This is a genomic window from Microbacterium sp. NPDC055502 (assembly GCF_053643635.1).
Genome location: NZ_JBSHKJ010000002.1, coordinates 262,436 through 281,965, shown reverse-complemented (window position 1 = coordinate 281,965; position 19,530 = coordinate 262,436). Strand labels below are relative to the sequence as shown.

General features: G+C 71.0%; 17 protein-coding genes. 6 read left to right on the top strand and 11 right to left on the bottom strand.

Annotated features, from left to right (window positions below; translation table 11 throughout):
- Positions 1 to 213 precede the first annotated feature (213 nt).
- The gene (locus ACWH95_RS12335; protein ID WP_454120737.1) at positions 214 to 2,097 is read left to right on the top strand and encodes a chorismate-binding protein; all 1,884 of its coding nucleotides are present in this window, start codon (positions 214 to 216) and stop codon (positions 2,095 to 2,097) included.
- Positions 2,098 to 2,118: 21 nt separating this feature from the next.
- On the opposite strand, the gene ACWH95_RS12330 is transcribed toward ACWH95_RS12335, so the two are convergent.
- Entirely contained in the window at positions 2,119 to 3,432 is a 1,314-nt protein-coding gene (locus ACWH95_RS12330) for a M50 family metallopeptidase (RefSeq protein WP_454120736.1), read from the bottom strand.
- Between the two features lie 65 nt (positions 3,433 to 3,497).
- Between ACWH95_RS12330 and ACWH95_RS12325 the strand changes: the two genes are divergently transcribed.
- From ACWH95_RS12325 to ACWH95_RS12315, 3 genes are all read left to right on the top strand, one after another.
- A complete protein-coding gene (locus tag ACWH95_RS12325) occupies positions 3,498 to 4,082 on the top strand; it encodes a hypothetical protein (RefSeq protein WP_454120735.1) in 585 nt (194 codons plus the stop codon).
- 83 nt (positions 4,083 to 4,165) lie between these two features.
- Positions 4,166 to 4,861: a YcnI family copper-binding membrane protein gene (locus ACWH95_RS12320; protein ID WP_454120734.1), complete on the top strand. Its 696-nt coding sequence runs from the start codon at positions 4,166 to 4,168 to the stop codon at positions 4,859 to 4,861.
- 86 nt (positions 4,862 to 4,947) lie between these two features.
- On the top strand, positions 4,948 to 6,570 hold the full coding sequence (locus ACWH95_RS12315) for a Mur ligase family protein (RefSeq protein WP_454120733.1): 1,623 nt from the start codon (positions 4,948 to 4,950) through the stop codon (positions 6,568 to 6,570).
- 53 nt (positions 6,571 to 6,623) lie between these two features.
- On the opposite strand, the gene dxr is transcribed toward ACWH95_RS12315, so the two are convergent.
- Positions 6,624 to 7,706, bottom strand: a complete 1,083-nt coding sequence (dxr, locus tag ACWH95_RS12310; RefSeq protein ID WP_136030019.1) for a 1-deoxy-D-xylulose-5-phosphate reductoisomerase — start codon at positions 7,704 to 7,706, stop codon at positions 6,624 to 6,626.
- A 37-nt stretch (positions 7,707 to 7,743) separates the two neighbouring features.
- Positions 7,744 to 8,706: an FKBP-type peptidyl-prolyl cis-trans isomerase gene (locus tag ACWH95_RS12305; protein ID WP_136030021.1), complete on the bottom strand. Its 963-nt coding sequence runs from the start codon at positions 8,704 to 8,706 to the stop codon at positions 7,744 to 7,746.
- A 123-nt stretch (positions 8,707 to 8,829) separates the two neighbouring features.
- Here ACWH95_RS12305 and ACWH95_RS12300 point away from each other — a divergent pair, with 123 nt between their 5' ends.
- On the top strand, positions 8,830 to 9,609 hold the full coding sequence (locus ACWH95_RS12300) for a lysophospholipid acyltransferase family protein (RefSeq protein WP_205812755.1): 780 nt from the start codon (positions 8,830 to 8,832) through the stop codon (positions 9,607 to 9,609).
- A 99-nt stretch (positions 9,610 to 9,708) separates the two neighbouring features.
- Here the strand turns inward: ACWH95_RS12300 and ACWH95_RS12295 are convergent, their stop codons facing one another.
- Entirely contained in the window at positions 9,709 to 10,206 is a 498-nt protein-coding gene (locus ACWH95_RS12295) for an OsmC family protein (RefSeq protein WP_136030023.1), read from the bottom strand.
- Positions 10,207 to 10,291: 85 nt separating this feature from the next.
- On the opposite strand from ACWH95_RS12295, the gene ACWH95_RS12290 reads away from it, so the two are divergent.
- Entirely contained in the window at positions 10,292 to 11,287 is a 996-nt protein-coding gene (locus ACWH95_RS12290) for an asparaginase (RefSeq protein ID WP_454120732.1), read from the top strand.
- A 10-nt stretch (positions 11,288 to 11,297) separates the two neighbouring features.
- On the opposite strand, the gene ACWH95_RS12285 is transcribed toward ACWH95_RS12290, so the two are convergent.
- From ACWH95_RS12285 to ACWH95_RS12255, 7 genes are all read right to left on the bottom strand, one after another.
- Positions 11,298 to 13,952 carry an FtsK/SpoIIIE domain-containing protein gene (locus ACWH95_RS12285; RefSeq protein WP_454120731.1) on the bottom strand — a complete coding sequence of 885 codons (2,655 nt, stop codon included), beginning with the start codon at positions 13,950 to 13,952 and terminating at the stop codon, positions 11,298 to 11,300.
- Positions 13,953 to 14,106: 154 nt separating this feature from the next.
- Positions 14,107 to 14,901 carry a PP2C family protein-serine/threonine phosphatase gene (locus tag ACWH95_RS12280; RefSeq protein ID WP_136030030.1) on the bottom strand — a complete coding sequence of 265 codons (795 nt, stop codon included), beginning with the start codon at positions 14,899 to 14,901 and terminating at the stop codon, positions 14,107 to 14,109.
- 235 nt (positions 14,902 to 15,136) lie between these two features.
- Positions 15,137 to 15,961 (bottom strand): large exoprotein, encoded by an 825-nt coding sequence (locus tag ACWH95_RS12275; RefSeq protein ID WP_454120730.1) that lies wholly within the window; start codon positions 15,959 to 15,961, stop codon positions 15,137 to 15,139.
- Between the two features lie 108 nt (positions 15,962 to 16,069).
- Complete coding sequence (locus ACWH95_RS12270) at positions 16,070 to 16,816, bottom strand: YaaA family protein (protein WP_454120729.1); 747 nt, start codon at positions 16,814 to 16,816, stop codon at positions 16,070 to 16,072.
- A 71-nt stretch (positions 16,817 to 16,887) separates the two neighbouring features.
- Complete coding sequence (locus tag ACWH95_RS12265) at positions 16,888 to 17,148, bottom strand: F0F1 ATP synthase subunit epsilon (protein WP_136029295.1); 261 nt, start codon at positions 17,146 to 17,148, stop codon at positions 16,888 to 16,890.
- A 2-nt stretch (positions 17,149 to 17,150) separates the two neighbouring features.
- Positions 17,151 to 18,605 carry a F0F1 ATP synthase subunit beta gene (atpD, locus tag ACWH95_RS12260; protein WP_136029293.1) on the bottom strand — a complete coding sequence of 485 codons (1,455 nt, stop codon included), beginning with the start codon at positions 18,603 to 18,605 and terminating at the stop codon, positions 17,151 to 17,153.
- A gap of 23 nt (positions 18,606 to 18,628) precedes the next feature.
- Entirely contained in the window at positions 18,629 to 19,528 is a 900-nt protein-coding gene (locus tag ACWH95_RS12255; RefSeq protein WP_136029291.1) for a F0F1 ATP synthase subunit gamma, read from the bottom strand.
- Positions 19,529 to 19,530: the final 2 nt, after the last annotated feature.

Below are 19,530 nucleotides of genomic sequence, written 5' to 3'. Positions count from 1 at the left end.
CCTCAGCCTACGCCGCCCGGATGCGCGCGGGCTGGATGCGCGGCCCGTCATCCGCCCGGGTCGCGGGTGCCGCGTGTGGTAGTTTCGCCCCATGCTCGCGAACCTCACCTGGTGGCCCGCCTCCTAGGCGGTGTTCGCGTTCCCACGAATCCAGACCGCCTCCGGGGCGGTCTTTTCGTTGCGCCGAGCCGGAGCCCTGCACAGGAGACATCGATGACCCTCTCACGACTCGCCGAGCTCAGCGCCGATCCGGCCGCATCCTTCGTGCTCATCGCGCGCGACGGCGCCGACTCCGTCGAGCTGCTCACGGGCGAGGTCGTCGACGTCGACCTGCTCGCCGACATCCCGCTCACCGCGGACGGCGTGCCGCGTGAGGTGTTCGTACTGGTGCCCTACCGCCAGGTGCGCGAGCGCGGCTTCGTCGCGCAGGACGACGGCGCTCCCCTGCGCTGCATCGTGGTGGACGAGCACCTGCACCTGCCGACGCCTGCGGTGCTCGATGCGCTGCCGACCTCGTCGGTCCCCCTGCGCGACGGCGGCTTCGACATCGCGGACGAGGAGTACGCGGCCATCGTCGAGACGGTCATCTCCGACGAGATCGGACGCGGCGAGGGCGCGAACTTCGTGATCCGCCGCGACTACACCGCCAGCATCGACACCGACGACCGCACGGCCGCCCTCACGTGGTTCCGTGCCCTGCTCGCGCATGAGCGCGGGGCGTACTGGACGTTCGCGGTGGTCACCCCGGGGCGGATCGCGGTCGGCGCGAGCCCGGAGGCGCACGTCGTCGCGCGTGAGGGCGTCGTCACCATGAACCCCATCTCCGGCACCTTCCGGCATCCGGCCGGGGGCTCGACCAAGGAGACCCTCGCCGACTTCCTCGCCTCCACCAAGGAGACCGAGGAGCTGTTCATGGTGGTGGACGAGGAGCTCAAGATGATGAGCGCCGTCTGCGCCGACGGCGGGCGCATCACCGGCCCGCACCTCAAGGAGATGTCCCGCCTCACCCACACGGAGTACATGCTCCGCGGACGCAGCGGCATGGATCCGCGCGACATCCTCCGCGAGACGATGTTCGCTCCCACGGTCACGGGCTCACCGATGCAGAACGCGTGCGCGGTGATCCGTCGCCACGAGAAGAAGCCCCGCGGCTACTACTCGGGCGTCGCAGCGCTGTTCACCCCGAACGCCGACGGCGGGCACGACCTCGACGCCCCGATCCTCATCCGGACCGTGTATCTCGCCGACGGCGAGCTCAGCGTCCCCGTCGGCGCGACCCTCGTGCGCCACTCCGACCCGCACGGCGAGGTGTCCGAGACCCACGGCAAGGCGGCGGGCGTGCTCGGCGCCATCGGGGCGATCGACCGCGACCGCGCGGCCGAGGCTCGCAGCGACGCCGATGCCCCCGGTGCACGCCGCTCCCTCGCCGACGACCCGGAGATCGCCGCGCTGCTGTCCTCCCGCAACGCCCGCCTCGCCGAGTTCTGGCTGAACCCGCAGGGCGAGGAGTTCACCGGCCCGTTCACGGGGCGCTCCGCCCTCGTGGTCGATGCCGAGGATCGCTTCACCACGATGCTCGCCCACCAGCTGCGTCACCTCGGCCTGGACGTGACGATCTCCGCCTGGGATGCCGTGACCGACGACGCAGTGGCCGCGGCCGACCTCGTCGTCGCAGGCCCCGGCCCCGGCGACCCCCGCGACACCGGCAGCGCGCGGATCGCCCGGATGCGCGCGGTCGTGGAGCGACGGCTCGACGCCGAGGCCCCCCTGCTCGCCGTGTGCCTGAGCCACCAGATCCTCGCGGACCGTCAGGGCGCAGCGCTGGTCCCGCTGGCCGCCCCGCATCAGGGACTGCAGAAGTCGGTGCCTGTGTTCGGCGAGGACGCCTCGATCGGGTTCTACAACACCTTCACCGCGCGTGTGACACCCGGTGCCACGAGGATCGGGGATGCGGAGGTCTCCGCCGACCCGGGCTCCGGCGACGTGTTCGCACTCCGCGGCCCGCGCTTCGCGTCCGTGCAGGGACACCTGGAGTCGATCCTGTCGCGCGACGGCATCCGCACGCTCGAACGCCTGGTGTCGTACGCCCTCGCGTGACCGGCGCCGGCGCCGGGCCGGTCAGCCGAGCAGCTTGACGGGGTTGAACAGGTCGGCGACGAGGAGCAGCGCGCCCATCCCGATCAGCAGGACGGCCACCACCACCGTCAGCGGCACCAGCCGGGTGGCGTCCACGGGTGCGGGCGGCGGGCGCCGGAAGAGCTTCGCCCATGCCCGCTTGATCCCCTCCCACAGCGCGACCACGATGTGACCGCCGTCGAGCGGTAGCAGCGGGATCAGGTTGAACACGAACAGCGCCACGTTGAGCGACCCCAACAGCCCCAGGAGGACGGCGAACCGGTTGAGGATCGGGGCATCGGTCGCCGCGACCTCGCCGGCCAGGCGCCCGACGCCGACGACGCTCAACGGGCCGTTCGGGTCGCGTTCACCCCCGGTGACCAGGGACACACCCACATCCCACAGCCGCACGGGCAGTGTGATGATGAGCGACGCCACCCTCGCGACGTTCTCGGCGGCCATCTCCGGTCCGGCGCTCAGCGGCTGTTGCACGAAGCCCATCTGCGAGATCATCCCCGCGTACCCGACCTCGCGCACGACCGGGTCGCCCTGATCGTCGAGCACGGGCCGCCCGCTCGCGTCGGTGATGGTGCGCTCCGCCGCGATGGGCGTGAGGCTCAGCGTCTGCTCGGCCCCGTCGCGCCGCACCACCAGCTCGAGCGTCTCGCCGGGCGAGGCCTGGACGATCGTCGTCGCCTGCTCGAAGGTCGACACGGGCTGACCGTCGATCGACACCAGCACGTCACCGGGTCGCACCCCCGCCTCCGCCGCGGGGGACTCCGGGTCGTCCGGGGCGCACTCGGTGGCGGTCGACGACGCGGGCACCACGCACTCGTTCACCGCGGAGATGGTCGTCGTCCCCTGCTGCACGCCGATGCCGCACACGAGCACCGTGAAGATCACCACGGCCAGGACCAGGTTCATCAGCGGACCGCCGAGCATCACGATCACGCGCTTCCACACCGGCAGCTTGTAGAAGACCCGGTCCTCCGCGCCCTCGGCGATCGTCTCGTCGTTGGCCGAGCGGGCGTCCTGGATGAGCGTGCGGAACACCCCGGATGCCGGACGCTCCCCCTTCGACGACGGATACATGCCGGACATCGAGATGAACCCGCCGAGCGGGAGCAGCTTGAAGCCGTACTCGGTCTCGCCGATCCGCTTCGACCACAGCCGCGGGCCGAAGCCGATCATGTACTGGCCGACGCGCACGCCGAAGAGCTTCGCGGGGACGAGATGGCCGACCTCGTGCAGACCGATCGAGAGGCCGAGGCCGATCAGCATGAACAGGATGCCGCCCACATAGAGCAGGATTTCCACCCGCCCACGGTACTGCCCGCAGCTAGGAATCCGCCCCGCCCGCGCCGCTTGGCTAGGCTGGGATGGTGACCACCCGGCAGCTGCGACTCCTGCGCGCCGCCGCCGTGTCCGCCACCGCGACCCTCATCGCCGCGGTGTCCCACACCATCGGAGGCGGCGCGGCACCCCACCCGCTGCTGATCCTCGCGGTCACGGTGCTGTTCCTGGCACCGACCGCCGCCCTCCTCGGGCTCCGTCGGTCGCGCTGGCGCGTCGCGGTCGCCGTGCTCGTGTCTCAAGCCGTGTTCCACCTGGTGTTCCAGCTGCTCGGCTCCCCCACCGCGGACGTCGAGGGCGCGATCGGCCCGCACGTCCATCACTTCGACCTGGCAGCGTTGAGCGGCACCGTCTCCGTCGCGCCCGTCGACGCGACGATGCTCCTCACGCACGCCGGCGCCGCCGTGCTGACCACTCTGCTGGTGTGGCACGCCGAACGCCTCCTGCGGGCCGTCGCCGGCTGGTTCCGCGCTCTCGTGCGTCGCGCGTCGCCGACGGGCTTCTCCGGCCATCGCCGCCCGACCCCGCTGCGTCCGCTGCGCTTCGCTCCCCTCGACCGTGCCGTGGCCGCCGCCGTCTCCCGGCGCGGCCCCCCGGTGTGCGCACGCGGCTGACCCGCCGCCCGAGAATCACGGCCGAACCCTCGGCCACCCTTTGCGCGCCCTCCGGCGCGCCCGCACACCTTTTCTGGAGAATCATGTCCCGTACCACCACGTCCCCTCGTCGTCCGCGCTCCCGCCGGGCCCTCGTCGCCACGACCGGCGCGCTCGGCGGGATCGCCCTCGCCCTCGCGGTTCCGCTCATGGCGGGAGCCCACGTGTCCGTCAGCCCGGATGAGCTCGCCGCCGGCGACCACGGCGTGCTCACGTTCTCGTTCGCCCACGGCTGCGGCACCTCGCCGACCACGGCACTGCGCATCACCATGCCGGACGGCCTCACCTCCGTCGCCCCGACCCTGGACGGCGACTGGACCATCCAGGTCGAGCGCGGTGACGACGGCCTCGTGAGCGCCGTCACGTACACCGCGCTCACACCGGTGCCGACCGACCTCCGCGGCGCGGTCAGCATGTCGGTCGGGCTCGACGAGAAGACGCCCGAGACGCTCGCCTTCCCGGTGGTGCAGCAGTGCGTCGACGGTGCGACCGAGTGGACGCAGCTCGCCGAGGAGGGTGAGGACCCGCACGCGCTCGATGCCCCCGCTCCCGTCGTCACGGTCACGGATGCGGAGGCGTCGATGCATGGCGCCCACGGCGACGGGGAGGCGGACACCGCGGACGCCGACGCGACCGCCACGGCCGCCGACCCGCTCGGCATCGCCCTCGGGACGGGCGGGCTCCTCGCCGGGGCGGCTGCTCTCGTGGTCGCCGTGCTGGCCTACCGCCGCCGGGCCTGAGCCCCGGCCCGCCGCGCATCCGACCCCGGCGCGCGGCGGGCCGTCCGCCCGGCATCCGTGCGGCGCCGTGAGATCATGGATCCGACATGTCGATTGAACAACAACCGAGCCTGCCCCCTGTGCTCCGCCCCGCGAACCCGCCCCGGCGCGAGCTTTCCGAACTGGCCTCCCGATTCGCCGCCACCGTGCGCGGCGACGCCACCGGAGTGTCCCTGAGCGGCATCACTCTCGCCACCGCGGATCTTCGCCCCGGTGAGGCCTTCGTCGCGATCCAGGGCGTGAACCGCCACGGAGCCGACTTCGCGGCGACCGCTGCCGAGAAGGGCGCGGTCGCGGTCATCACCGACGAGCGCGGCGCGGAGATCGCCGCGGACGCCGGCCTGCCCGTCCTCGTGGTGGACGATCCGCGCGCCGTGCTGGGCGACCTGAGCGCCTGGGTCTACGGCACCGGGGCGGACGACCCCCTGCCGCTGCTCTTCGCGACGACGGGCACCAACGGCAAGACGAGCGTCTCCCACCTCCTGGAGGGCATCCTCGAGCAGATGGGCGTCGTCACGGGGCTGTCGTCGACGGCCGAGCGCCACATCGCGGGCGAGGTCATCGTGTCGCGGCTCACCACGCCGGAGGCGTCGGAGATGCACGCGCTCCTGGCGCTGATGCGCGAGCGGCACGTGGAAGCGGTCGCGGTCGAGGTGAGCGCGCAGGCGCTGTCCCGCCACCGCGTCGACGGGATCCGGTTCGATGTCGCCGGCTTCACGAACCTCAGCCACGACCACCTCGACGACTACGCCGACATGGAGGAGTACTTCGAGGCGAAGCTGCCGCTGTTCCGTCCCGATCGCGCGGTCCGCGGCGTGATCTGCCTCGACTCCCCCTCCGGCGCGCTGGTCGTCGATCGCGCGGAGATCCCCGTCGTCACCGTCGGCACGCCGTCGATCGCCGCCGATCCCGATGCCGCGGCCCGCGCGGACTGGGTGGTCGTGATCGACGAGGAGCGCGCCGCCGGCACCACCTTCACGATGAGAGGCCCTGCCGGAACCCTCACCACCACGGTGCCGGTGATCGGTCCGCACATGGCCGCCAATGCCGCGCTCGCGATCGTCATGCTGCTGGAGGGCGGGTACGCGTGGGAGCGGATCACCGACGCGCTCGGCCGCGACGGCGGCATCCACGCCTACCTCCCCGGCCGTACGCAGCTCGTCTCCGGCGACCGCGGACCGGCGGTGTTCGTGGACTTCGGGCACTCGCCGGACGCCTTCGAGAAGACCCTCGCCGCCGTGCGCCGGGTCACCCCCGGAAAGGTGCTGATGCTGTTCGGCGCGGATGGCGACCGCGACGCCAGCAAGCGCTTCGACATGGCGCGCACGGCCGTGGAGGGCAGCGACATCCTCGTCGTGACCGATCACCACCCGCGCTTCGAAGACCCGGCGTCCATCCGGGCGACCCTCGTGGAGGGCGCGCGCCGGGCACGACCCGACGCGGAGATCCACGAGTACTCCCCACCGGAGGCGGCGATCGTCGCGGCGGTCGGCCTGGTGGGCGACGGCGACGCGATCCTGTGGGCGGGTCCCGGGCATCAGGACTACCGGGACATCCGCGGCGTGCGCACCCCGTACTCGGCGCGTGAGCTGTCCCGCCGCGCGCTGAAGGCCGCCGGATGGCCGGTCCCGGAACCGCGCTGGCCCGTGCCCTACCCGGACGAGGACTGACCGCCGCCCGGTGCAGCGCCGCGCTGCATCGGGCGCCCTCGGCGGCCGCGCCGTCAGCTCGCGGCGATGAGCCGATCGGCCGTGCGCCGTGCCCAGTCCTCGGCCTCTGCGAGCGTCTCGACCGTGAGGGTGCTCGGCGCCTCGTGCTGGTCGACGACCGCGGAGATCGTGTCGACGATGCCGAGGAACGACAGGCGTCCCTCGTGGAACGCGTCGACGGCCTGCTCGTTGGCGGCGTTGTACACGGCCGGGAAGGTGCCGCCCGCGCGTCCGACCGCCTTGGCGAGTGCGACGGCCGGGAAGGCCTCGCCGTCGAGCGGCTCGAAGGTCCACGAGCTCGCGGTCGTCCAGTCCAGCGGTCGACCCACGCCGCCGATGCGGTGCGGCCAGTCCAGGCCGAGGGAGATCGGCAGACGCATGTCCGGCGGGGACGCCTGTGCGATGGTGGACCCGTCGATGAACTCGACCATGGAGTGCACGATCGACTGCGGGTGCACGACCACCTCGATGTCGTCGTAGGCCACGTCGAACAGCAGGTGCGCCTCGATCACCTCGAGCCCCTTGTTGACGAGGGTGGCGGAGTTCGTCGTGACCGTCCTGCCCATGTTCCAGGTGGGGTGCGCGAGCGCCTGCCCCGGTGTGACCTCGGTGAGCTCACTGCGCGTGCGTCCGCGGAACGGTCCGCCCGACGCGGTCACCACCAGGCGTCGCACCTCGTCATGCGTCCCGGAGCGGAGCGCCTGTGCGAGGGCGGAGTGCTCGGAGTCGACGGGGACGATCTGCTCGGGGGCGGCCGCCGCCAGCACCAGATCTCCCCCGACGATCAGCGACTCCTTGTTCGCGAGGGCGAGCGTGCGGCCCGCCTGCAGCGCGGCGAGCGTGGAGCCGAGTCCGATCGAGCCGGTGATGGCGTTGAGCACCACATCGGCCTCGACGTCCCGCACGAGCTGTTCCGCTTCGACGGCTCCGAGGGCCGTGTCCTCCACCTGGAACTGCTCCGCCTGCTCTGTCAGCAGCTCGCGGTTGGAGCCCGCGGCGAGCCCGACGAGCTCGAACCGGCGCGGGTTGGCGCGGATCACGTCCAGCGCCTGGGTGCCGATGGAACCGGTGGAGCCGAGGACGATGACGCGACGCATGACGCCAGCCTAGGACACGGCCGCCGTCGCGCCCGCGCTACTGCTGCGCCTGCACCGGGGTCGTGGCGAGGATGTCGACGACGAACACGAGGCTCTCGTTCTGCAGTTCGTTCCCCTCGCTCGCACCGTAGCCGTCGGACGGGGGCATCACGACGAGCACCTGCGAGCCGACCTTCTGACCTTCGAGCGCCTTCTGGAATCCGGTGACCACTCCCGTGGTCTGGAACTGCGCCGGCGCCGCGTCGCGACTCCAGCTCGAGTCGAACTCCTTGCCGTCGGACCACTTGACCCCGAGGTACTGCACGACGACCAGGTCGCCCGAGGCGACCGTCGCTCCGTCACCCTGCTTGAGCACGGCGACCTGGGTCTCGGCCGGCGCATCGCCGTCCGGGATCGTGATGCTGGGCTTGCCGTCGTCGTCCAGCTTCACCTCGGGCATGCCGGGGGTCGGGTCGACCGGCGTGCCGGTGGCGACCTCGGGCAGTTGCTCGACGGCCTCTGCGTACACGACCTTATTCGTCCCGCCCTCGCCGAAGACCTCGCCTGGAAGGGCGAGGACGACCTGCGTTCCGATCGGCTGGCACTCGAGAGCGGCGATGAAGAGAGATGCACTGTTCTGGTCGAGAAGGACGGGAGCCTCACCACCCTCGCTTCGTGCCGAGGAATCGACGACTTCACCTGTCGACGCTTCCACGATCTGGTACTTCACCCCGACGAGGTCATTCGCGACGACTTCGTCACCTGTGCCCTCAGCGATCACCGTTCGCTCCACATCGGCGAAGGCCGCATCAGCTGGCACTTTGACGACGGCATCGAGTCCCTCGCCCTGAACGTCAATGGAATCCGAGGTCTTGCCCGGCTGCGCGTCGAGCAGACACCCACTCGAAGCGGACGGGTCGGGGGTGCCCGAGCTCTCCGGCGAACCGCTGCCGGAGCAGCCGGCGAGCAGGAGGGTCGCCGCGGCGACGGTGGACAGGACGATGAGCGGACGCTTGCGCACAGTGAGACCTCGGGATCGCGGGCGGGACACTCCATCCTGCCCCATCGCCCTTTGCCCTCCCTGGGAGGTACGGCGCGAGTCTTCATTCCCACGTCGGCATGGGGCCGGGAGTATCCTGCTCTGATGACCTCTGAGCAGTCCGTCGAGCCCGAACCCGCCTCAGAGGACACGCCGAAGCCGCGCCATGCGGGCTTCACGTACGCGCTCGGTCGCAGCCTGATCGCCCCGCTCGCGCGGCTGATCTACCGTCCCCGCATCGAGGGCCGCGAGAACGTCCCCACCACCGGTCCGGTGATCTTCGCGAGCAACCACCTGTCGTTCATCGACTCGATCGCCATCCCGGTCGCGGCACCGCGACCCGTGCACTTCCTTGCGAAGTCGAGCTACTTCGAGGGGACCGGATTCAGCGGCCGCCTCACCAAGACCTTCTTCGAGGCGATCGGCGCGATCCCCGTCCGGCGCGGCGCTGGTCAGGCAGCACTCGACGCGCTCGATCTGCAGCGGCAGCTGCTCGAGGAGGGCCTCGCGGTCGCGCTGTACCCCGAGGGGACCCGTTCCACCGACGGTCGCCTGTACAAGGGCCGGACGGGCGTGGCGTTCCTGGCCCTGCAGACGGGCGCACCGGTGGTCCCGGTGGGACTCATCGGCACCGACAAGGTGATGCCGGTGGGCGCGAAGATGCCGACGCTCTCCGAACGCGTGACGGTGCGGTTCGGCGAGCCGCTCGACCTGTCCCCCCACGGACCCGCTACCAGCGGACGCGCACGGCGGCTCGCGACCGACGAGATCATGGCCGCGATCCATGCCCTGTCCGGTCAGGAACTGGCGGGCACCTACAACGAGGCTCCGGCCCAGGGCACCATCGAGAAGATCAAGCAGGCGCTCCCGCACGAGCGCCGCTGAGTAGCGCTGAGCGTGAACCCCGGACCCTCCCGGTAGCGGCGACCACGTGTCCCCTCCCGGGCGAGGAGTCCAACAGCGGTTGCCCCTCCGCCGCGGGGGTCACGCGCTCGCGGTGACCGTGGCCTCGTGCCGCACCGGGAAGTTGACCGAGTTCGCGATGAAGCACCACTCGTTCGCCTGGGCGTGCGCCCGCTCTGCCGCCTCGATCATGGACGGATCGGCGACCACGACCTCCGGGGAGAGCGTCACCTCGACGAATGATCCCCCTCCTGCCCCGTTCTCGCGCATCAGCCCGCGCGCGCTGTCGCGGTAGGAGACGACCACGACGCCGGCGGTGACGCAGGCGTGCAGATACGACAGCAGGTGGCACTCGGAGAGCGAGGCCAGCAGGAGGTCTTCGGGGTTCCAGCGGGAGGGGTCTCCGCGGAACGGCTTGTCGGACGAGGCCAGCAGCGCGGGCTTGCCCTCGATCTCGATGGTGACGTCGCGGCGATAGTCGCGGTATCCGCTCGTTCCGGTGCCGGAGTTGCCCGTCCACGTAGTTGTGAGAGCGTAGCGGTGTTCACCGAGCGGACGCGACGTGGTGTGCTCTGCCATGCGCTCAGTCTGCCAGGTGCCGCCGACGTCGCGACCCTCCGCGGGGACCCCGAGGCCGCGGGACCACCGGCACTAGGCTGGTGGAGTGCTGGAGACACTCACCGTTCAGGATTCCGTCGAGCTCGCCGTCGTCGAACGGAGCGGATTCATCGAGTCACGTCACGCCGGCGCCGCGGTGGTGCTCTCGCCCGACGGCGAGGTGATCGCGCGACACGGCAACGCCGACGCACTCATCCTCCCGCGGTCGAGTCTCAAGCCGCTGCAGGCGGTGGCGTGCATCACCGCCGGCGCACCGCTGGAGGGCGAACAGCTCGCCCTCGCCACGGCGAGTCACACGGGCACGGACCGGCACGCCGCAGTGGTGCGCGACATCCTCACCGCCGGGGGCCTGACGGAAGACGACCTCGCGTGCCCTCCGGCCTGGCCGGGCGACTCCGCGACCCGCGACGAGCTGGTGCGCGAACACGGCCAGGAGGCGCGCGTCCGCATGAACTGCTCGGGCAAGCACGCCGCGATGCTGCGGGCCTGCGTGGCCACCGGCTGGCCGACCGCGGGATACCTCGACCCCGCGCATCCGCTGCAGGCTCACATCCGGGAGGTCGTCGAGCGCCTCACCGGGGAGAAGATCGCGCACACCTCCATCGACGGCTGCGGCGCTCCGGTGCATGCGCTCACCCTCACCGGGCTCGCGCGCGCGATCCACCGCATCGGCACCGCGTCCGACCGTTCGCCGTTCGCGCTGCACCGCGTGGCCGGATCGCTCGTCCGCGCGGTGCGCGAGAACCCCTGGACCGTCGAAGGGCCCGGCCGCCCCGACACCATCGCGACCGAGCGTCTCGGCGTCTTCACCAAGGGCGGCGCGGAGGGCGTCATGGTGATGGTGGCGCCGGACGGGACGACCGCGGCCCTGAAGATGCTCGACGGCGCCGGGCGCGCGTCCACCATCGTCGCCGCCACCCTCCTGGCTCGCGCGGGCTCTCTGAGCGACACCGACGTGGCCGGTCTCGCGGAGGCCCTCCCGCTCGACGTGCTCGGGGGCGGTGCCCGCGTGGGAACGGTCCGCCCCGGCGCCGGCCTCTGACGCACCAGCCTCACCGCGACCCGAGCCCCGGCACGACGACCCGCCGCGGCGCGCGGTCCCCCACCACCGACCACGCGCGCCCCTGATGCAGCCGGGCGAACGGCGGGAGGTCGCGCACACCGACTAGCTGGCGCAGATCGGACGGACGCTCCGCGCGGACCAGGACCTCGCCCTCGGCGCGGATCTGCTGCCACAGGGCCCACTGCCGCTGCCAGCCCTCCGCGTCGGCCATCAGGATGCACGGGCTCGCGGTCGTCGGCACGTCGCTCCCGGCCGTCCGCACGTCCCACTCCGGGCGCGCCGCGCGGAGCGCGCCCACCGCGTCCGACGCGCCCGCCGTGACCAGCGCCACGACCGGCCTCGCCGGTGCCCAGATCTCCGTCGAGGAGGCAGCGGACTGCCTCGGCCGCTCGTCCGCCCAGGCGAACTGCACCTCCCGCCCGTCGAGCACCGCGCGTCCCGGCGGTCGGTCCCGCACGAACCCCGACGTCTCGCCACCCGCTGCGAGGTGCTCGACGCGCGACGCCGCGCGTAGAAGCGCTCGACGGGGCAGCGCGTCGAGCACACGGCCCAAGGGACCCGATGCCCGTGCGGCCGTGAGGATCCAGGTCGTCGAAGGTGACAGGCGCAGCGACTGCTCCCACCGCTGCGCGAACTCCTGTGCGTACTCGACAGGGAGCTCGGCGTGCAGCGCGTCGATGTCGTCGCACAGCACGAGCTCGGGGATCTCCGTGTCACCCCTGACCCATGCCGCGAGCAGGTCCACCGCGCTTTCCGCATCGGAGGGGAACAGCAGGGCATCATGGCGCTGGGCCGCCACCGCGCGCACGAGCGCCGTGCGTCCGCTGCCCGGAGCGCCGAGCACGGCGAGCCCGCGCTCACGCCCCGGACGCAGAAGCTCCCGAGGCTGCCGCTGTCGTTGCGGGTCGTCGGCGAGACCGAGCACCACCGCGTGTCCCCCGGCGTCGTCGCTGCCGTCGTGATCCGCGCCACGAAGGTCTGCGAGATCGATGCGTCGCGGCAACGGCGGGAGCCAAGGGCTGACAGCCGGAGCCGCCTGGCTCCAGCGCGTCGCTGCACGCCGCAGGTCTCCGGGACCGGTCAGCGCGACGCGCACGAGCTGCGGCTCCGCATCCTGCGGTCGACGCACGAGCGCACAGCCGCGCCCCTCCGCCCCCCCATCGAGCAGCGCCGCGCCGTCCGTCCCGATCACGGCCCTGCTGTCCGCGGGATCTGCGACCCGCAGGCTGATCCGCAGCGGGCAGTTCGCCGCCAGGGCGTCACGGATCACGCCGCCCGCACGCTGCGTCCCGAGGACCAGGTGCATCCCCAGGGCGCGGCCGCGCGCAGCGATGTCGATGAACACGTCGCCGAGGTCGGCGTGCTCGAGGAGCAGGGCGGCGAACTCGTCGACCACGATCACCAGGCGTGGCAGGTGGACCTCTGACACGTCTCGAACGCCGGCCGCGGCGAGGGCGGCCTCCCGTCGTCGCATCTCCGCCCGCAGGCTCGAGACACCCCGGCGCGCACCCTCGTCGTCGAGGTCCGTGATCACCGCCGACACCTGGCGGAGAGCGCGAAGCGGCTCGAACGCCGTCCCACCCTTGAAGTCGGCCAGCACGAACGTCACCCGATCCGGTCCGTACGCGGCACACATCGCCGCAACCCAGGTCACGAGCAGTTCGCTCTTTCCCGCCCCGGTCATGCCGGTGACGATCGCGTGCGGTCCGTGCTCCACCAGATCGACCGCGATGTCGGTACCCCGGCCGTCACGGCCCACCACGACCGCGAGACCATCACCTGCCTCTGAGACGATCACGTCGGCCAGCGGCACGCTGAGCGGGAGCTCCGCATGCGTGTCCGACGGCTCGCCCGTTGCCGAGGCGACCAGTTCTGCCTGCGGTCGCGACAGGCACTCGACCGCGACCTCGGTCACGCCCTCCGGCGTGCGCAGCGATGCGGCACCCGGCTCGACCACGTCGAGCACGGTCGTGATCCCCGACGGCACCTCGGCGTCGGGAGCCGCCGTCCAGATCACCGCATCTGCCGCGACGGGCGCTCCGAGCGTGCCCCACCCCACCCGGAAGGCCCCCCGGCGCGCCCGCACCGCGTGAGCCGCCGTGGTCAGGCCGGACGACGCCAGCTCCTCGCCGACGAGCGCCAGTTGCGCCGGCCCGAAGCGGAGGCAGAGCTGCGCGACCAGAGCTCGTGCCGCCGCGGCTGCGACCGGGGCCTGGCCACGGACGCAGACGCCGCCGCCGAGCCGCACCACGACCGGTGCGTCATCGAGCTCGGCGCATCGCGCGCGGAACGCCTCTGCTCGATCGCCCTCCCCACCCGTCGTGCGCACGGCGCTGACACGCACACCGCGACCCACGGTCAGCTGGGTGTCGGCAGCGATCGGATCCGTCCCACGAAGCGGCGGTTCTGCGACGCACGCGGCGACGTCCGGGTGGCGCGACTCGAGCTGGGCCCGCTCCTCGGCGTGACGACGGGCGAGCGCATCCTCGACCGCGCGCCACTCGGCCTCCACCCTGTCCGCCTCACGCCGTCGATCGTGCCGTCGCGTCCTCGCGGCGTCGGCCACCGAAGCGAGCATCATGAGGGGACCGAGTGCGGCGAACCACAGCGACTGCACCGACCCTGTGGTGAGCCACAGCGCCACCCCCATCCCAACCGGGACGATTCCCGCGAGATAAGGCAGCGAGGTACGGCGCGGCGGCGCGGGCGCGGAAGGGATGACGAGGGGAGACGGGTCCATCTCCCCAGTGCACCGCTCCGTGACAGCAGAGAGCCTGCTGTCCACAGCGTCGGAGCGACTACTCCGCGGTGTCCCCCTCTGGGGAGGAGGACTGGGGGTCGCTCACCTGCAACACGATGAGCGTCACGTTGTCGCGACCACCGTTGTCGAGAGCCGCAGCGAGCATGGCGTCCACGCACGCGGCCGGATCGGAGTTCTCCCGCAGGAAATGCTGGATGCCGTAGTCGGTCAGCTCCTTGGTGAGTCCGTCGGAGCAGATCACGAACCGGTCGCCCGGACGCAGGTCGATGGTGACATAGTCCGGAGCGGTGAGCTCGCTGGCGCCCACCGCGCGCGTGATGACGTTGCTGTAGGGGTGGCCCTCGGCCTCCTCCGGGCTGAGCTTCCCCGCTGCGATCAGCTCCTGCACCACCGAGTGGTCCGTGGTCACCTGCACGAGCCGGTCATCGCGCAGGAGATAGACCCGCGAGTCGCCGATGTTCAGCGCGACCCACTGCGCCTGGTCTCCGCCGTCGTCCAGGTAGACGCCCGTGAGCGTGGTCCCGGTTCCCTCGTCGGTGGTCTCCGGGTGCTCCGCGATGTCGTCGACGGCGCGGGCGAGAGCCTCTTCGATCGTGCGATGCGAGATGTCGCCCGCGACGACCGCGGCCTGCAGGCGGGACACGGTGCTTTGGCTTGCGATCTCGCCTCCCGCGTGCCCGCCCATTCCGTCGGCGACGATGAAGAGGGGGAACTCCGCGAGGAACGCGTCCTGGTTGGTCTCACGGCGGCGGCCCTGATCCGTGACACCCGACCACGAGAGCAGCAGCGGGCGTCCCGCAACCGTGACGGTGTGCGTCTTCGTCTCAGCCACGTGCTGCCTCCGATGGACCTGCGGCGGAAAGGGCGGTCGCAGGATACTCACACATCGTAGTGGAACACGATCCCCTCGCTCGCACCGGGGCCCTTCGAGGGGCAGAGCGGAACGGAGACGCCGATCGGGCGCTGCGACAAGACCATGACCTCCACGTTAGCGGGCGCATCGCCCGCGAGAACACCGTTCACACCACGAAACCCCCGGCGGTGGGCCGGGGGTTTCGCGACGACGGTCACGCAGGGGGCTGCGTGGGATCGTTCGGGGTAGTGGGAGGAGCCGGCGGTGCGGCCGGCGGGGCCGCGGGCGGAGCCGGCGGCGTGGTCGGCGGAGCCGCGGGCGGAGCGGGCGGCGTGGTCGGCGGCACAGGCGCGCTCGTCGAGGGAGCGGCGGAGGGCGCGGCCGGCGGGGCGTAGCCGGGAGCCGGCGGAGCCGTGAACCCGGGCTGCGGCGGCGCATAGCCCTGGGGCTGCTGCGGGTAGCCCTGGGGCCGCTGACCGTAGCCCTGCGGGGCACCGTACCCCTGCGGCGCCGCGGTCGCGGAGGGCTGGACCGGGATGCCGTCCCACACCGTGCGATCGCCGAGGAAGCCGTTCCCGGCCCACGAGGCGGGCTGGATGTTGGGGTTCCACCGCGACTTGTCGAAGGCGTTGATACCCAGCCACACCGGCGGGAGGAAGAAGTACAGGATGACCCAGACCGCATCCTTCTGCAGCTTCAGTCCGACCCGCCACGCGGCGATGAGGTCGAGGACACGGCCGGCGATGCCGACGAGCGGGAGGATGAGGAACCAGCCCAGGACCGGGATGATCGCCCCGACCACGCCGGCGCCGATGAGGTACAGCACGAGCCACGGGCTGAGGTCGCCGAGCTTGTAGAAGATCATCGAGTTGTAGACCGGGACCCAGGCGCGCCACTTGCCCTGGACACCGGCCTTCTCGAAGACCTTCATGTAGAACCAGGCGTAGATCGCGTACACGATGAGCGGCAGGATCGTGTACAGCAGCGTCAGCGCGACGAGTGCGCCGCCTGAGATGCCGTAATCGTAGTAGTCGTCCAAGGTTCCCCTCCAGAAGGCTGATATTCCCGGGTGATGCGCTGCTTACACTAGCGCGTCACCGCCGCCGCGCGCAGGACCCTCGCTGACGTCCCGCGCCGCGAACCGGTCTCACTCCGCGACGACGAGTTCCAGCTCGCCGGGATGGTCGGTCTCGCGCAGCACGATGCCCCGCCCCTCCGCCCACCGCAGCAGTGCCCGGCGGGAGCCGATGCGCGGTCGGTCCTCCGCGAGTGCACGCACCAGGAGGCCCTTCGACTTCTTGTTGAAGTGGTTCAGCGCTCTGCCCTGCTCGGTGACCACGCGCACATACGCCGAGGGCACCGATGCCGGCACGGGTCCGAGACCCACGTACGCCTCGCTGCGCAGGTCGAGGACGAACGACGGCGCCTCGTCCGCGATCGCCGAGGTCGTGGCTTCCGCCCAGTGACGCCGGAGCGGCGGCACCCCGGGGAGCGACGTTCCCGCGGCGAGGCGGTAGGTCGGGATCGGGTCGAGCGCGCCGACCGGACCGAACGGCGCGCTCTGGATCCACACGTGGGCGTCCGCCCACCGCCGTGACGCCGGGGAGAGCGAGGCCGCGTCGAGGGCGTCGAACAGCACGCCGGTGTAGCGGTCGATCGCCGGCATGGTCGGCGCGCTGCGGAGAGCGCGGTTGTGCGCGATGTCGTCGAGCTGCCGCTCGCTCAGTTTGAGAACACGGCGGGCGGCCTCCTCGTCGGCCGCGAGCTCGACCAGGGCGTCGAGCACGGCCGCGCGATGCTCAGCGAGAGGCGGCAGCGGCAGGACACCGAGGTCGAGCGGCGCGCCCGTGCCTCCGGGACGCTTGGTCTCGGACGGCGGAAGCAGGATCTTCATGGCACCTCGTAACGCAGACGCGTCCGCCTCGACACCCGAGGGTGCCGAGGCGGACGCGATGTTCAGGACTGTCAGGCGATGAGAGCCGCGTTGCCCGCCACGATGGTCAGAACGTCGCCCTCCATGGAGAGGAAGCCGTCCTGCGCGTTGGCGAGCACCTTGGCGCCGTCGGTCTGGGTGATCCGGACCTGGCCCTCGGCGAGGATGGCCAGCACCGGCTCGTGACCGGACATGAAGCCGATCTCGCCCTCGACGGTCTTGGCGACCACGAGGCTCGCCTCACCCGTCCAGACCTCCGCGTCGGCGGAGACGAGGCTGACGTTGAGCGCCATGATCAGGCGTTCTCCTTCTGGATCTGCGCCCAGCGCTCCTCCACGTCGGAGATGCCACCGACGTTGAAGAAGGCCTGCTCGGCGACGTGGTCGAAGTCACCGCGGGTGATCGCGTCGAACGACTCGATGGTCTCCTTGAGCGGAACTGTCGAACCCTCGACACCCGTGAACTTCTTCGCCATGTAGGTGTTCTGCGAGAGGAACTGCTGGATGCGACGTGCGCGCGACACGACGATCTTGTCTTCCTCGGAGAGCTCGTCGACACCGAGGATCGCGATGATCTCCTGCAGCTCCTTGTTCTTCTGGAGGATCTGCTTGACCGTGGTCGCCACGCGGTAGTGGTCCTCGCCCAGGTAGCGGGGGTCCATGATGCGCGACGTCGAGGTCAGCGGGTCGATGGCCGGGTACAGACCCTTCGACGCGATCTCACGGGAGAGCTCGGTCGTCGCGTCGAGGTGCGCGAAGGTCGTGGCCGGAGCCGGGTCGGTGTAGTCGTCGGCCGGCACGTAGATCGCCTGCAGCGAGGTGATCGAGTGACCACGCGTCGAGGTGATGCGCTCCTGCAGGAGGCCCATCTCGTCGGCGAGGTTCGGCTGGTACCCCACGGCGGAGGGCATGCGGCCCAGCAGCGTGGAGACCTCGGAACCGGCCTGCGTGAAGCGGAAGATGTTGTCGATGAAGAGCAGCACGTCCTGCTTCTGCACGTCACGGAAGTACTCCGCCATCGTCAGAGCCGAGAGCGCGACGCGCAGACGCGTCCCCGGCGGCTCGTCCATCTGGCCGAACACGAGCGCGGTCTTGTCGAAGACGCCCGCCTCCTCCATCTCGTGGATGAGGTCGTTGCCCTCACGGGTGCGCTCACCGACACCGGCGAACACCGACACACCACCGTGGTCCTGCGCGACGCGCTGGATCATCTCCTGGATGAGGACGGTCTTGCCGACGCCGGCGCCACCGAACAGACCGATCTTTCCGCCCTGCACGTACGGGGTGAGGAGGTCGATCGACTTGATGCCCGTCTCGAACATCGTGGTCTTCGACTCGAGCTGGTCGAAGTTCGGGGCCTTGCGGTGGATGGGCCAGCGCTCCGTGACCTCGATGGTCTCACCGGGCTCGCCGTTGAGGACCTCGCCGATCACGTTGAAGACCTTGCCCTTGGTGATGTCACCGACGGGGACCGAGATGGCCTCACCGGTGTCACGCACCTCCTGACCGCGGACGATGCCGTCGGTCGGCTTGAGGGCGATGGCGCGCACCAGGTCGTCGCCGAGGTGCTGTGCGACCTCGAGCGTGATCTCGGTCGACTCCTCGCCGATCACGATGGTGGTCTTCAGCGCGTTGTAGATGTCGGGGATCGAGTCGTGCGGGAACTCGATGTCGACAACCGGACCGTTGACGCGCGCGACGCGCCCGACGACCGCGGTCGCCGGCTGGTCAGCCGTGGCGGTGGTGGTCATTTCTTCGTCTCTTTCCTGATGGTCTATTTGCTCGACGAGAGGGCGTCGGCGCCGCCGACGATCTCCGCGATCTGCTGCGTGATCTCCGCCTGACGCGCGTTGTTGCGCAGACGGGTGTAGTCGGTGATGAGCTTGTCGGCGTTGTCGCTGGCCGACTTCATCGCCTTCTGCGTGGCCGCCTGCTTGGCGGCGGACGACTGCAGGAGGGCGTTGAAGACGCGGCTCTGGATGTACACCGGCAGGATCGCGTCGAGCACCGTCTCGGCATCCGGCTCGAACTCGTACAGCGGGTAGACCGTGCTGCCCGCCTCCGAGTCGTCGGCCTCCGCGATCTCCAGCGGCAGCAGGCGCACGGACTCCGGCGACTGCGTCATCATGCTGACGAAGCGGTTGTAGACGAGGGTGATCTCGTCGACGCCGCCGTCCTCGCCACCGCGGTTGAAGGCCTCGAGAAGCGTCTGCGAGATCTCCTCCGCGGTGTGGAAGGACGGGGTGTCGGTGTCGCCGGTCCACTCCGCGGCCGCCTCGATGCGACGGAACTGGAAGTAGCCCACCGCCTTGCGTCCGATGAGGTAGAACACCGGCTCCTTGCCCTGCTCGCGCAGCAGCTCCGCCACCTCGAGACCCTCACGGAGGATCTGCGAGTTGAAGGCACCGGCGAGACCGCGATCGGACGAGAAGATCACGACCGCGGAGCGGCGGATCGTCTCGGGCTCACGCGTGAGCGGGTGGTCGACGTTCGAGTGCGTCGCGACGGCGGACACGGCCCTCGTCACGGCTCGCGCGAAGGGGGTGGACGCCTTGACGCGTGCCATCGCCTTCTGGATGCGCGAAGCCGCGATGAGTTCCATCGCCTTCGTGATCTTCTTGGTCGTCTGAGCAGAAGAGATCTTCTGCTTGTAGACCCTGAGTTGAGCGCCCATGA

What these genes read in the sequence shown, in the direction of transcription:
- ACWH95_RS12335 (WP_454120737.1), top strand. Translation starts at nt 214, where the DNA reads ATGACCCTCTCACGACTCGCCGAGCTCAGCGCCGATCCGGCCGCATCC.
- ACWH95_RS12320 (WP_454120734.1), top strand. Translation starts at nt 4,166, where the DNA reads ATGTCCCGTACCACCACGTCCCCTCGTCGTCCGCGCTCCCGCCGGGCC.
- ACWH95_RS12315 (WP_454120733.1), top strand. Translation starts at nt 4,948, where the DNA reads ATGTCGATTGAACAACAACCGAGCCTGCCCCCTGTGCTCCGCCCCGCG.
- dxr (WP_136030019.1), bottom strand. Translation starts at nt 7,706, where the DNA reads ATGCGTCGCGTCATCGTCCTCGGCTCCACCGGTTCCATCGGCACCCAG.
- ACWH95_RS12300 (WP_205812755.1), top strand. Translation starts at nt 8,830, where the DNA reads ATGACCTCTGAGCAGTCCGTCGAGCCCGAACCCGCCTCAGAGGACACG.
- ACWH95_RS12295 (WP_136030023.1), bottom strand. Translation starts at nt 10,206, where the DNA reads ATGGCAGAGCACACCACGTCGCGTCCGCTCGGTGAACACCGCTACGCT.
- ACWH95_RS12270 (WP_454120729.1), bottom strand. Translation starts at nt 16,816, where the DNA reads ATGAAGATCCTGCTTCCGCCGTCCGAGACCAAGCGTCCCGGAGGCACG.
- ACWH95_RS12265 (WP_136029295.1), bottom strand. Translation starts at nt 17,148, where the DNA reads ATGGCGCTCAACGTCAGCCTCGTCTCCGCCGACGCGGAGGTCTGGACG.
- atpD (WP_136029293.1), bottom strand. Translation starts at nt 18,605, where the DNA reads ATGACCACCACCGCCACGGCTGACCAGCCGGCGACCGCGGTCGTCGGG.
- ACWH95_RS12255 (WP_136029291.1), bottom strand. Translation starts at nt 19,528, where the DNA reads ATGGGCGCTCAACTCAGGGTCTACAAGCAGAAGATCTCTTCTGCTCAG.